At 41.3% G+C, this 13,029-nt stretch carries 16 protein-coding genes; 9 read left to right on the top strand and 7 right to left on the bottom strand.

All coding sequences use genetic code 11. From position 1 onward, the window contains the following. Positions 1 to 69: 69 nt before the first annotated feature. The 6 genes from ABT996_RS01895 to ABT996_RS01870 all read left to right on the top strand — a co-directional run bounded on the left by ABT996_RS01895 (position 70) and on the right by ABT996_RS01870 (position 4,922). Positions 70 to 243 carry a hypothetical protein gene (locus ABT996_RS01895; protein WP_225361408.1) on the top strand — a complete coding sequence of 58 codons (174 nt, stop codon included), beginning with the start codon at positions 70 to 72 and terminating at the stop codon, positions 241 to 243. A 64-nt stretch (positions 244 to 307) separates the two neighbouring features. Beyond that, a complete protein-coding gene (locus tag ABT996_RS01890) occupies positions 308 to 574 on the top strand; it encodes a type II toxin-antitoxin system HicB family antitoxin (protein WP_225361407.1) in 267 nt (88 codons plus the stop codon). Between the two features lie 81 nt (positions 575 to 655). After that, positions 656 to 1,495, top strand: a complete 840-nt coding sequence (locus ABT996_RS01885; RefSeq protein ID WP_035448907.1) for a phosphotransferase — start codon at positions 656 to 658, stop codon at positions 1,493 to 1,495. A 169-nt stretch (positions 1,496 to 1,664) separates the two neighbouring features. Further along, positions 1,665 to 2,813 carry a D-alanine--D-alanine ligase family protein gene (locus ABT996_RS01880; RefSeq protein ID WP_010688690.1) on the top strand — a complete coding sequence of 383 codons (1,149 nt, stop codon included), beginning with the start codon at positions 1,665 to 1,667 and terminating at the stop codon, positions 2,811 to 2,813. Between the two features lie 61 nt (positions 2,814 to 2,874). After that, on the top strand, positions 2,875 to 4,377 hold the full coding sequence (locus ABT996_RS01875; RefSeq protein ID WP_035448909.1) for a glycerophosphodiester phosphodiesterase: 1,503 nt from the start codon (positions 2,875 to 2,877) through the stop codon (positions 4,375 to 4,377). Further along, positions 4,377 to 4,922 (top strand): DNA-3-methyladenine glycosylase I, encoded by a 546-nt coding sequence (locus tag ABT996_RS01870; protein ID WP_029507300.1) that lies wholly within the window; start codon positions 4,377 to 4,379, stop codon positions 4,920 to 4,922. Before ABT996_RS01875 ends, ABT996_RS01870 begins: the two co-directional genes overlap by 1 nt. A 50-nt stretch (positions 4,923 to 4,972) precedes the next feature. Here the strand turns inward: ABT996_RS01870 and ABT996_RS01865 are convergent, their stop codons facing one another. The 3 genes from ABT996_RS01865 to ABT996_RS01855 form a co-directional block, all read right to left on the bottom strand. Continuing rightward, positions 4,973 to 5,458 (bottom strand): universal stress protein, encoded by a 486-nt coding sequence (locus tag ABT996_RS01865; RefSeq protein WP_010688693.1) that lies wholly within the window; start codon positions 5,456 to 5,458, stop codon positions 4,973 to 4,975. Positions 5,459 to 5,527: 69 nt separating this feature from the next. Continuing rightward, positions 5,528 to 5,818 carry a hypothetical protein gene (locus ABT996_RS01860; protein ID WP_225361411.1) on the bottom strand — a complete coding sequence of 97 codons (291 nt, stop codon included), beginning with the start codon at positions 5,816 to 5,818 and terminating at the stop codon, positions 5,528 to 5,530. A gap of 337 nt (positions 5,819 to 6,155) precedes the next feature. After that, on the bottom strand, positions 6,156 to 7,424 hold the full coding sequence (locus ABT996_RS01855) for a replication-associated recombination protein A (protein WP_035448911.1): 1,269 nt from the start codon (positions 7,422 to 7,424) through the stop codon (positions 6,156 to 6,158). A 133-nt stretch (positions 7,425 to 7,557) separates the two neighbouring features. Between ABT996_RS01855 and ABT996_RS01850 the strand changes: the two genes are divergently transcribed. After that, positions 7,558 to 9,564 (top strand): bifunctional glutamate--cysteine ligase/glutathione synthetase, encoded by a 2,007-nt coding sequence (locus ABT996_RS01850; protein WP_052006381.1) that lies wholly within the window; start codon positions 7,558 to 7,560, stop codon positions 9,562 to 9,564. Between the two features lie 50 nt (positions 9,565 to 9,614). Here the strand turns inward: ABT996_RS01850 and ABT996_RS01845 are convergent, their stop codons facing one another. Then, positions 9,615 to 10,079 carry a YueI family protein gene (locus tag ABT996_RS01845; RefSeq protein WP_035448915.1) on the bottom strand — a complete coding sequence of 155 codons (465 nt, stop codon included), beginning with the start codon at positions 10,077 to 10,079 and terminating at the stop codon, positions 9,615 to 9,617. A gap of 98 nt (positions 10,080 to 10,177) precedes the next feature. Beyond that, positions 10,178 to 10,786 (bottom strand): 30S ribosomal protein S4, encoded by a 609-nt coding sequence (gene rpsD / locus ABT996_RS01840; protein WP_004049031.1) that lies wholly within the window; start codon positions 10,784 to 10,786, stop codon positions 10,178 to 10,180. A gap of 277 nt (positions 10,787 to 11,063) precedes the next feature. Here rpsD and ABT996_RS01835 point away from each other — a divergent pair, with 277 nt between their 5' ends. Together ABT996_RS01835 and ABT996_RS01830 are read left to right on the top strand one after the other, a co-directional pair. Next, positions 11,064 to 11,267 (top strand): hypothetical protein, encoded by a 204-nt coding sequence (locus ABT996_RS01835; RefSeq protein ID WP_010688702.1) that lies wholly within the window; start codon positions 11,064 to 11,066, stop codon positions 11,265 to 11,267. Then, positions 11,268 to 11,843, top strand: a complete 576-nt coding sequence (locus ABT996_RS01830; protein ID WP_081797093.1) for a polysaccharide deacetylase family protein — start codon at positions 11,268 to 11,270, stop codon at positions 11,841 to 11,843. 58 nt (positions 11,844 to 11,901) lie between these two features. On the opposite strand, the gene ABT996_RS01825 is transcribed toward ABT996_RS01830, so the two are convergent. Together ABT996_RS01825 and msrC are read right to left on the bottom strand one after the other, a co-directional pair. Further along, complete coding sequence (locus ABT996_RS01825; RefSeq protein ID WP_035448917.1) at positions 11,902 to 12,456, bottom strand: M15 family metallopeptidase; 555 nt, start codon at positions 12,454 to 12,456, stop codon at positions 11,902 to 11,904. Between the two features lie 13 nt (positions 12,457 to 12,469). Beyond that, on the bottom strand, positions 12,470 to 12,913 hold the full coding sequence (gene msrC / locus ABT996_RS01820) for a free L-methionine (R)-S-oxide reductase MsrC (RefSeq protein WP_035448919.1): 444 nt from the start codon (positions 12,911 to 12,913) through the stop codon (positions 12,470 to 12,472). Between the last annotated feature and the right edge of the window lie 116 nt (positions 12,914 to 13,029).

The following is a 13,029-nucleotide window of genomic DNA, read 5'->3' as shown; positions in this document are numbered from 1 at the left end:
ATAGGCTTAGATATAGTAATTTACAATATGTATTGCTAAGTTCTAAAATATGCTTAGAGAGGGATATCGATGCCACTTACCGGTAAAGAAATGCTGAAATTTCTTAGAAAGCATGATTTAAAGAAGTGCAGATTGGGTGTTTCTGTACATAGTAGTAAAGGAGGAAAGCCGATGTCTAAAAAGCTTATGATGGCCTATCCAGCGATTTTTAGAGCTGAAGAAAACGGGGGGATACTATATTGAATTTCCCAATCTAGAAGGGGTCTATACCGGGATTTCTGAAAATGATCTTCCACTTGGCTTAGAAATGGCAAGTGAAGTTTTAGGAATAATGTTGTCTGAATTTATCCAAAATGGTGAAAAATTTAATGCGCCTTCTCCGATAAATATGATAAAGCATAAGGAATCAGAATTTGTGACGTTAGTGGCTGTTGATGTCAGCCAGTATTTTGAAAAAGATAAATTAGTTAAGAAAAAACTATCCATTCCTAAATGGGTAGATGAGCGCGGCAAAAAATTGGGTGTTAATTTCTCTGCATCATTGACGCAAGCGATCCTTGAAACTACGGAATAGTCTTTTAGCAGATTATGGACGTACCAGCAATGAATAAGTATAATAGGCGGTAGTAGTAATGAGAAAAGGGATGCGAGATTAATGTTGATCGATTTTTTAAATGAATACTATCAAGCTGATCTGGAAACGATCCATGATGTAGCGGGAAACAAGCATTTGACAGGTCACAGTGAGCGATTTGCGTGTGATCTATTCGTTAAGATCTTCAAGGACAAAGACAAGTTTTATGCAGAGCAACATGTAAATCAAGTCTATTGTCCAGATATTTACCTTGATAATGTGATCTATGAGGATAATTACGTTATCGTTTTGAAGGATCGAGTGATGAATGACGTTGAAAAAGAAGATCTAACGCCGGCTAAAGCCTATCAATTTGGCGAAAAATTAGCGCTGTTCCATGCTGGATTGATCGGAGAAGTTGCTGTGCCTGATGATAAACGTGTATTGTCACAACGTTTGGAAGAGCAGGTGGCTAAATTTGCTGGTACGGCGTATGAAACTGAAGTTAATGAGGTCTTTTCGCTCTTAGAAGAAGACTTAGCTCCAGCTGATACAGACTATGATCTATTGCCCAAAGTCGTTTTGCACGGTGATTTTAGTATCCGTAACTTGATGCTATATGGTGATCATGAAGTGTTGATCGATTTTGAACGGGCTCATATGGGAGTGGCTTACGAGGATCTGATCAAGTTTTTCTTCAATGAAGTTAAAGAACTTGATCTGCGAAATGAATTTATCGCCGGTTATCGCAGTCAAAAAGAACTTGAGATCCCGAATTATAGTCTGCAACATTGCCTTTTATTCTGGTGTGCTTTGGACATTTTGGAATTTCACTTGACCCATGAAAAGCAAAAATTTGGTCAAATGGCTCATGAAATGTTCGAAACTATCAAACAGGGCACGGCTGTCCTTGAATTGTGAGCGTATTTTACGTACTGAGTTATTTTTTTCTTAAATACATGACAAGAAAAGGCTTTTCGTGGTATCATTTTCTTAGTTATTGGAGACAAAAAGACCGCTGTTATGGCTGATTTGTGGACAATAAAAAGCCGTATAATAATATTATATATAAGAGGATGGATATACCATTATGGCAGATAAAAAATTGCACATTGCATTGCTTTTTGGCGGAAACTCATCTGAACACGATGTTTCAAAGCGTTCCGCACACACAGTTTACGACGCATTAGATAAGGACAAATATGAAGTTTCAGTCTTCATGTTCACTAAGGATGGTTTCTTACTTGGCAACGAAGACTCAATGAAGATTTTTAATGGTGCTGTGGAAGATGAAGTGGTTGCCGAAGCGATCAAAGATGTTGATTTTTCCAACCCATTAGCTAACTTACAAAATCTTTCAGAAGTTAAAGATGTTGATCTTTTCTACCCAGTTATCCACGGTAACATGGGTGAAGACGGTACTGTCCAAGGCTTGTTCCGTTTATTGAACAAACCTTATATCGGTAGCGGGATCGCTTCTTCAGGTGTTTCCTTTGATAAGGACTTGACTAAGCAACTCTTGACTTTACATGGGATCCGCAATACTAAATATGTGGTGGTCACACCAGAAACACGTGCTGATCATCCATACGAAGAATGTGCTGCCAAATTAGGTGAAACATTATTCATCAAACCAGCACGCCAAGGTTCTTCCGTTGGGATCCACAAAGTTGCTAACAAAGAAGATTTTGAAGCAGCTTTAGATGATGCTTTTCGTTATGATTACAAGGTCTTGATCGAAGAAACGATCAATAGCCCACGTGAAGTTGAATGTTCCGTATTGGGTAACCGTGAAGCTAAGGCATCTAAATTAGGTGCAGTTGTAGTTCCTGAAGGTGATGACTTCTACGATTACAACAACAAATTCGTGGATGCTTCAGGCGTGGTCTTTGAAATTCCAGTTGAATTACCAGAAGATCTAACAAAAGAGATCCAACAAATGTCCTTAGATGCTTTCCGCGTGTTAGACAACCGTGGTATGGCTCGGATGGACTTCTTAGTTGATGAAAACAATGTTCCTTACTTTGGTGAAGTTAATACCTTACCAGGGTTCACCAACATTTCATTATATCCACAACTTTGGGCTGTTTCTGGTATCAACTACAAGGCCTTGATCGATGAATTGATCCGTTTAGCGATCGCTGAATTCGATGACAATGCTAAGTTACACTATGACTTCCAAGAATTAGGTTCTGAAAAGCTTGGTGCAGGTCTTTTAACAGACGAAGATAAGAAATAATCGTTATATTTGACAAGGGGATGCGGTTTTGCCGTATCCTTTTTTTGTGGGGTGAGAAATTTTGAAAAAATTGGATCAAAATTTAGTGATCCTAGGTTGTATTATTGTATTTTTGAATAGTTTGATGTTGCGCTGGCCGATCTTTGGTCTTGTGAGTCTCATACTCTTGCCACTTTTAGCGACAACTTTGACGAAACAAACCGGGAAGAACTATTTAGCCAAATTATTTTATATCGTTATTTTGTTGTTTTTATGGTTACCTTTCAGTGCACTAAGTTTTAGTTTAGAGCGCTTGAATCAAGTAGCCCTTTCGCTACCGCTCAGTGCTTGGATCTTTACCAATCGGCGGATCATACTGGGGATAGGGCTGCTGATCTTTTTAGTGCTCTATTATCTAGCTTTGCGTTCATTTTTGGGGATCATCCCGTACTTTACCACCTCAGCTTCACTTAAGGAGACACTCAAGCAGAGTTTTTCTAAGACCAAGCACCATTTTTGGCATTATGCTAAATATATTGTATTAGGTGGGGCAAGTCTTTGGGGCGTTGATCTATTAGGGCTATGGGCAACAACTTTGGTAACTACTCAAAGCGTAGCCATCATCTATGCGGTTAGTTTTTGGACGCTCAAACAGATCTTATTATTGAGCCTAGTCTTTTGGAGCATTAAAAGTGAGCTGATAAGTAGGCCAGCTGTTGCTTTACCAGCTAATTGGAAAAAGTGGGGGGCAGGAGTTTTAGTGCTTTTAGCATTGGGGATCCAGGTAAATTTGGCACATAAAGCGTTAAATGTTGATCAGGGCACACTACCTCTCGTGATCTCACACCGTGGAGTCGATGGTAAAAATGGGGTTCAAAATACGTTACCTGCCTTGGATAAGACAACGCACGCCGCCAAACCAGCTTATGTTGAATTGGATATCCAAGAGACCGCTGATCGTCGGTTTGTGGTGAGCCATGATGAAAATCTCCGTAAATTAGCGCATAAGAACTTAGTGATCGCTGATAATTCCTTAGAACAACTGACCCAAGTCAAGCTTAAAGAGAACGGACATGTGGCTTATGTGACCAGTTTTGACAGCTATTTGAAGCAAGCTCAAAAACTAAAGCAATCACTCTTAGTAGAATTAAAGATCAATCAAGGGACAGGGAAAAAATTTAGTGAGTATTTTTGTGAATTATATGGGAAAAAGCTAGCTAAAAGAGATGCTGTTCATTCGATGGACCTAGCTGCGATCAATGAATTAAAACAACGCCTTCCTAAAATGCAGGCGGGTTATATTTTGCCATTCAATCTCTTTAGTTTGGCTGAAAATAAGGCAGATTTTTATTCACTTGAATATAAGACAGCAACTAAAAACTTTATCCAAACAGCGCATGCTAACGGAAAAAAAGTCTATCTTTGGACGATCAACTCGCCTAAACAAGCTTTGATGGCTTGGGTCTTGGGGGCTGATGGTGTGATCACAGATGTACCAAGTAAGATCGAAAAAAGTTTAGCTGATCGCAGTTCAAAAACATATTTGAAAGCCAATCTAAAATTATATCTAAAGGGGATGATCTAATGCCACGCTGTGATTGGGCGGATAGTGACCCCAAAATGCAAGCTTATCATGATAAAGAATGGGGTCGTCCCGAATATGATGAGCAAAAATTATTTGAATTGATGAGTTTAGAGTTGATGCAAGCCGGGCTGAGTTGGCAAACTGTCTTGAACAAACGGTCTGCTTTGCGAGAAGTCTTTTATGATTTTGATATCCAAAAGGTCAGTCAGATGGATCAAACCGATGTCACACGCTTACTGCAAGATGAACGCATCATTCGTAATCGTTTGAAGCTAGAAGCGATCATCAATAATGCCAAAGTCGTCTGTCAGTTAGAACAAGCAGGCTCGAGTTTAGATGAGCTATTGTGGCAGATAGTTGACTATGAGCCATGTATCAACTACTTTACCAAACCAGAACAGGTTCCTGCTAAGACGGAAACTTCGCTTGAGTTAGCTAAAAAATTAAAAAAGCAGGGGTTTAGATTTTTAGGACCAACGACAGTCTATTCACTGATGCAAGCAGCAGGGTTGGTCAATGATCATTTGGTTGGCTGCCAGGCATAAAGAAAAAAGCTTCGTTGTCCCAGGTTTGGGATAACGAAGCTTAAATATTATTATTTCTTGTCTTTTTTGTTGAGCGCAGGTTTGTTTTCTAAGTCTGTTCTGACTACTAAAACATCGCAATCAGCTGTGCGGGTCACGTATTCAGTTACCGAACCGATCAAGAGACGTTCAACGGCATTTAAACCAGTTGCCCCGATCATGATGAGATCGATATTTTTTTCTTCAGGAAGATCCTTAGCAATAACTGCCTTTGGAGCACCATACTCTACTGAATAAGAAATGTTCTTAAGACCTTGTTCTTTAGCTTGATTTGCGTAACCTTCCATTGTCTTCTTCGCAGTTTCAGTCACTTGTTCGACCATTGCTGTATCGAAACTGGAGATATTTTGGAATGCACGAGTATCAACTACATGGACCAAATACAAACTAGTATCGTCACCGTTACGCTTAGCGACCGCAACAGCTTTCTTGAACGCCAATTCAGATTCATGTGAGCCATCGACCGGCACAAGAATGTTTTTATATCTTTGTAACATCAGGATCACCCTTTCTTCTTTATCAATTCTATTTTACTTTATTTATTTGAAAAATGAAAGCAAGAACAACTACGGCATGCGTAAGTATGTCGGCATTAAGATCGACATGATAAAGACCAAGATCGCATCCAAAATGAGCATCGTGATCTGAAAGGCGAGGATGCCTAAGAAAGCAGCGATGATCGTTAAAACACCCAAGATCGTTAAGATATATGCCCATAATGTCATGGCTTTTTTTAGGGCCGGATCATCCTTTGGAGAAAAGACACCAAAGAGCGTTTTAGTGCGGTGGGTGAAGAGATAAAAGCCCATGTAAAATAAGATCAAGCCTAAAACGAGCGTTAGACCTAAAGTTAGCATTTCTTTCACGTGACAAAAATTCCTTTCTCTAAATAAAGATAGCGGTCAAGATAAAATCCCAACCGCTATCCAAAGCTTTTAACTTTAGAATATCCGATAATGCCGTTAATCATCCTTGTAGTTGAACCCGCGTGTAAGCAGGAAAATGTATCCCTAGTCTAACTTTTGACTCCCAGTAAAGGTCTGCCAGCTATTAGACATTGCGAATAACAAAAATTAAAGTTGTTCGGTCAACCTTACATTTATAGGATAACGCGTACATCTCAGAAGTTCATTATCATAGTAGCACATTTTTTTTAGGAATGCAATGAAACCAAATGAAGCGTTATCAAAAATTTTAGCTTTTAAATTTGTTCAAACGCTCATACTGTTCTTGCAAGGCTTTCTCATAACGACTGTTTTCTTTAGGTGCATAATAGTGCTTAGTTTTAAGCTTATCAGGGAGATATTGTTGTTTTACCCAGCCGTGCGGGTAATCGTGAGGATATTTATATCCAATTCCACGACCTAATTTTTTAGCACCTTGGTAATGCGCATCCCGTAAATGATCGGGCACATCCCCGTAGTTGCCGGCTCTAACATCGGCTAAAGCGGCATCGATTGCCATGATCGCCGAGTTTGATTTAGGTGAAAGACAAAGTTCGATCACGGCTTGGGCTAGGGGGATCCTGGCTTCGGGCAATCCGATCTTTTCGGCAGCTGTGATCGCTTGGACCGCATGGGCACAGGCGTTGGGATTGGCGAGGCCAATATCTTCATAAGCGATCGTCAGTAAGCGTCGGATGACTGAAGGTAGACCGCCCGCTTCAAGGAGGCGTGCCATGTAATGCAAAGCGGCATCCGTATCTGAACCACGGATCGATTTTTGAAACGCCGAGATCACGTCATAATGGGCATCGCCATCTTTATCTTGCACCAAGGCTTTCCGTTGGACGCATTCTTCGATTGTTGGTAGATCGATCGTGAGCACTCCCGAATCATCGGGCTCTGTTGACATTACCGCCAATTCCAGCCCATTTAACGCACTGCGCAGATCACCATGGGTAACACGGGTCAAATGCAGGCGGGCTTCGCCGGTCAGCACGACATTTTGCTCGCCCAGCCCATTTTCTTTATCGGTGAGGGCCCGGTCGATCGCTTGGCCAATATCAGCTTCGGTCAAGGGTTTGACTTCAAAGATCTGAGTGCGACTGCGGATCGCCGGGTTGATCGTGATATAGGGATTTTCGGTCGTGGCGCCGATCAAGATGATACTGCCTTTTTCCAAATGGGGTAAGAGGAAATCTTGTTTTGGTTTAGTTAAGCGGTGGATCTCATCGAGTAGTAAGATCACAGTCCCACTGATCTTGGCTTCTTCAGCAACCATTTCGAGTTCTTTTTTCGAGTCGGTAGCGGCATTTAGCATGCGAAATGCGTATTTAGTCGAACCGGCGATCGCGCTAGCAATACTAGTTTTGCCGGTCCCTGGTGGTCCATATAAGATCATCGAAGACAATAATTTAGCTGAGACCATCCGAGCTAAGATCTTCCCGGGGGCGACAAGGTGTTGTTGTCCCACGATATCTTCGAGTTTTTTCGGACGCATCCGATAGGCTAATGGTTTCAAAAACACTCATCCTTTCGTTTGCTTAATAGTAGTATTATAGCAAACCGACACCAACTGACAAGCAAATAGCGATCGCAGGACGGCAAGGGATTTGTTATAATGGTAAAAATGAGAACTGTAAAGGATGAACAAGATGAAATTTGATGAAATTGGTGATCAAATTATTGATTCAGATCTGACAGAAGCGTTGCATGCTTTCACATTTCAAGTGATCCGGCGCTGGCAGATCTTAGATAGACAAAAAAATTTAAATACGCAAGCACTGCCCTTAGTTGGAACTAAAAATGAATATGTCACCGTCCAAGAGGCACAGTTGACACTAAAAACAAAAGCCAATCTTTCGTTAGAGAGTGCTTTGACCGACATGGAATTGCAAGGCCAAGCTTTACGCAAACGGTTAGGTAGCCAAGTCGTATTGTGGCCATTTTCGGAAAAACTACATGCAAGTTTAGCTAAGGGTGTCGGAAGCAAGATCCGCTTAGCTTTGCCCGAACAGCTATTCACTGAACTCTATGCCGCTAAATTCAGTAAATCAAAGATCTCGTATGTGACTTTTAGAAATCAAGTCTACCACAAATTATTGGAAGAATTTAGCCTAAAAAAAGCATTTTTGATCTATTTATTTGGCGCGACTCCTTATGCCTGGGGGACAAAAGCAAGTGAGAGCCAAGTATCACCTAAGCGCAGTGTAGCTGCTCAAGCTAAGCTAGCTGATACTGGGATCAAACTCAGTGGGACTTATCAAGAACCAAGTGAGATGCAAACTAAAGGTGTTCACTATATGGAATTTGACCTCTTAGACTTTGATCCATTCCACGAAAATGGTGTTACTGCCCACCAGTTGCGCTTACTTGAAGTGATGGCAGGTTATTTCTTATTGAATGAAAGCACGACGACACCAAGTGATCTTCAAGCTGCTGAAAGTTTAGCTAAGGAAGTGGCGCGTGAGAATCCATTTGCCAAGAGCCAGATCTTCGTCCAAGCTAATACTTTCTTGAAACAATTAGACCGATTTGCGCAAAAATTTGGTTATGCTAAGTGGCAAGGGACCTTTGATGTTTTAAAGAAACGTCTAGAAACGCCGGCTGAGACTCCAAGTGCGCGTTTGTTAAGAACACAGGGCAAACACGAAACGTTAGCTGACTATGGTGTCTTTTTAGCGCAAAATTACCAAGAAGCCGCCTTATTAAAAGAACCAAGTCGAGATAAAAATACGCAAACGATCTTGGATGAAGCGATCATTTCAGGGCTTAGTTACCAAGAAGTGATGCCAAGTCAAGGAATCATCGAGGTAAATGGCAAAATGCTCAAACGTGGGATCCAGACGACAAGAGAAAGTGCGATCATGACTGAACTCTGGCAACAAAAGCAGTTGGCTAAGCAATATCTCAGTGGACAGGCAGTCAATACGTCACAAGCTTGGATCGTCAATAACCGCCAAGAACTCAAGCAACTGTATCCAACGCTGAAGGGGAAAGCTGTGATCGTCAAAAATGCGGTCGGAGATTCCAAAGCGCAGACACAGTTGTTTAGGTTACCGCCAACCCAAGCGGAATTGACCCGTGCTTTTGAAGAGCAAGCCAAAGAGACCACACAAGTTATGATCGAGCAAGTTGTTCAAGGTTCAGTCTACCGTGCCTTAGTCGTCAATGATGAGATCATAAGTTTAGTTGAGCGCATTCCAGCTAATGTCGTTGGGGATGGACGTTCAACTTTAAAGGAATTGATCAACCGTAAAAATGCGCGGGCCCGAGCTGAATTTGAGACGATCACGCTAGGTGAGGTCGAACGTGAGACCTTAAAAGCACAAGGATTGAAACTAGAAAGTGTCATTCCACGTGGGATCCAAGTCCTCTTGCGTTATGATGCGACGTTTAATACTGGTTTGCAGGCTTATGAGGTCTTAGATGAAGTCGATAGTTCATATTTGACTGAGATCAAGCGTTTAGCTGAGGCTTTGCAACTCCACGATGGGGCTTTAGACATCATCATTCCAAACATCTATCAACCATACACGGAACAAGCGCAATTGACCTTCTTAAATGCGCATGCTTATCCGGCATTAGCTTTGAATGAATATGTCTTATTACAGACAGAAAAACAACCGATCGCACAAAAAGTGATCGCCCAATTTAAATAGTCAAAAGAGGCTGTGACAACATAATGTTTTGTCACAGCCTCTTTTGTTGTTTATTCAAATAATTTATGCAGACGTTCAAGTGGGGATTTTTTATGTTCGGGCTTTTCTTCTGCTTTCGTTGTTTTAGGGTAACGCTTGGCGACGTCAACTTCTTCAACATGTAGTGCAGTGTTTTTATCACAGACAACGACCGCTAGATCTTTTGGTCCATGATGCAACGTTTGATCAGTGTTACATGTGAAGGTAACATTTGCTTCTTGGGCGAGCTGCATCAACTCACTTAGAAGTGGATTTTCTACTTGACCATTGATGATGACGTGTAGTTCGGGATGGAGGGTCAATTCCTGCTTGAGATCAGCGAGATATTCGGGATCTTTGATCTGTTCAAAGGTCAAAGTTAGTTCGACCCGTTCACGGAAGGTCCCAAGATATTTGCGCTTTTCATCAGGTTTGAGTTGGGGTGTACCATACATCCCTTTATTCATGTGATTTTGCAGTTCATCTGATCCACTCATCTTTTAACCACCTTTCTATGATAAAGTATAGCAGATTTTTAAGTAAAATAAAAAGAGCCCAGTCAAAACTGAGCTCTGAAATAATATCAAAATTGATATTAAAGTTTGTTGTAGTATTCAACAACGAGTGATTCGTCGATGTTTGCATCGAGTTCGTCACGTTCTGGTAAACGAACTAATGAACCTTCCATTGTGTTTTCGTCAAAGGAAACAAATGGTACACGACCAACGATTGCTTCCAAAGCTTCTTTAACAACTTTCAAGTCTTTTGAACGTTCACGCAAGGAGATAACTTGGCCTGGTTTTACTTCGTATGAAGGGATATCCACGCGCTTGCCATCAACTGTGATGTGACCGTGGTTTACCAATTGACGAGCTTGGCGACGAGTTGTAGCCAAACCTAAACGGTAAACAACGTTATCCAAACGACGTTCCAACAATACCATGAAGTTGTCACCGTGCTTACCTTCGCGGATCTTACCAGCCTTTAAGAAAAGGTTAGCAAATTGGCGTTCAGATAAACCGTATGTCATACGAAGCTTTTGCTTTTCACGCAATTGCAAACCGTATTCAGACAACTTACGACGGTTGTTTTGACCATGTTGGCCTGGTGCGTATGGACGACGAGCTAATTCTTTACCTGTACCTGAAAGAGAGATCCCTAAACGACGGGAAACTTTCCAGGAAGGACCTGTATAACGAGACATTAAAAATTCCTCCAATATTTTGTTTGGAGTAAAATAATGTGTGAGTTTAGTATTCGTGCATTTTATTTTGCGACTTTCACCCTTGCAGCCGAAGGGGTACTTGGCGAACCAAACTGGCAATAAAATGTTGACGAGCTTACCGCTCACTGCTGCATTATTTTACACAAACGCTATTGTAGCAATTATCAAGACTAGTGTCAAGTAAAAATAAATCAGTTATTTTTATGCAAATAGAGTATAATATTAGTCGATATTATTAATATATTGGGGGATAAAAATGTTTAAACGTCTTATTTTATTGAGCTTAGCACTCGTATTAGGGGGAGCATTGTTGACTCAGACCGAGTTTGCCAGCAAAAAACATACCGTTAAATGGGAGAAGGCCAGTGCGCCGGTCAATTTGCCGATCTTGATGTATCACAGTGTGGAAAATAAGCCGGGTAATGGTTTGTGTGTACCGCCTGAGCAGTTAGAGCAATAGTTGAAATATTTACATGAGCAGGACTACTATACAGTCACACCAGCTGAAGCGTATAAGATCTTGGCGCAAAATAAGGTACCCAAAAAGCACAAGAAACTGGTCATGGTGACTTTTGATGACGGGTATGAAAATAACTATACCGCGGCTTATCCACTTTTGAAGAAGTATCATATCCATGCAACGATCGGCTTGATCACAAGTAAAGTCGACACCCAAGGGATGCTGACCTTAAAACAGGTCAAGGAAATGAAGAAGAGCAAGTGGGTGAGTTTTGTTAGCCATACTCAAAATCACCAAGAATTGAATCGCCTCGATGAAGCTGGCCAAAGAGAAGAGATGCAAGCTTCACGGACTTGGTTGAAACAAGATCTACATCAAAAACCAGATCTATTGGTCTATCCTGTAGGACGTTACAATGAAGTTTCACCAAAAGTAGCTAAGGAAAGTGGCTACAAGCTGGATTTGACGACTAAGCCAGGCCTAGCTAACGCAGAACAGGGGCTTTATGAATTGCACAGACAACGAGTGGTCCCAGATATGACGCAAGAAGTTTTTGCTAAATTATTGCAACCATAAACAACAAGGGTCCGCCACATCATATCGTGGTGGACCCTTCGTTATTTTATATGATCATTTAATAGTCGTTTGGATCGGCAGTCAAGGGGCCGTATTCGTCCATTTGACTATCGCGATAATCCCACCATTCATTTTCATAACCCACGAAGCCAGCTTGCGTCATCGCATCGTTTAGGATGGTGTAGTATTTTTCTTGTTTAGCGGTCCGTTTAGCGTTACGAAAAGCCGCTGCAGAAAAGTCGTCAAAGGCAGTTTGCATCGGCATATCATTGCCTTCAAGATCGGTTAAAGTCAGATCAAAGGTCACGCCTTTTTGATGACTGAAATTTGGATCAGGTTCAGCCACAAAATTGGGGTCAGGGTAGACTTCAAAGAGTCGCTTTTGGGCTGAGACGGGGCGGTAAGCATCCCAGACTTTGAGGCGGTAACCTTGTGCTTTGACAAGTTCACTAGCTTTAGCCAACTTATGAGCTGTTCCAGTGCGAGCGATTGCCGTGGTGAAATCATAGATGACTTGCCCAGTAAAGTTATCAGGCGTAGCGTACTTTAGATCGACCAAGATCTCAGGGTCGAGTTTTTGGATATTGGTAAAACCAGTTAGATGTTTTTCCATACTTTCCTCCATTTTAGAGATGTTTACATAGCGTTTCGACAAATTCACTTAACAAAGCTTCATCTTCAGCGCTGAAACGATCTAATTCAGGCGAATCGATATCTAAAACGCCGATTTTTTTCCCGTCTTTGATCAAAGGTAAGACGATCTCTGAATTTGAAGCCGAATCACAGGCGATATGACCCGCAAATTCATGGACATTAGCGACGCGTAAAACTTTACCTGCTTGAAAGGCAGTACTACAGACACCTGCTCCGTTTTTGATATGCATGCAAGCAACTTTACCTTGGAAAGGTCCTAGATCAAGCTGGTCAGTCGTTTCATCGTAGAGATAAAAGCCGACCCAGTTGATATTTTCCAGTGTATCGTTCAACAAAGCTGAAGCGTTGGCGAGATTTGCGGTCCGGTTCGTTTCATTTTCCAATAAAGCATCGATTTGTGCACTTAAAATAGACATTTTATTTCCTCCGTGTCGATTGTAGCGTTTATAGTGTATCAATATCAGTAACTATGATATAATTAGCTTTAGATTTTATACGTAATTGCCGATTCTGGCAAGTGATAAAGTTTAAG

The sequence above is a fragment of the Ligilactobacillus sp. RTP31139st1_D10_RTP31139_211217 genome (genome assembly GCF_040226755.1).
Classification (GTDB): domain Bacteria; phylum Bacillota; class Bacilli; order Lactobacillales; family Lactobacillaceae; genus Ligilactobacillus; species Ligilactobacillus animalis.
The sequence above is the reverse complement of the archived record's forward strand: the minus strand, read 5'-3'. Positions and strand labels throughout refer to the sequence as shown.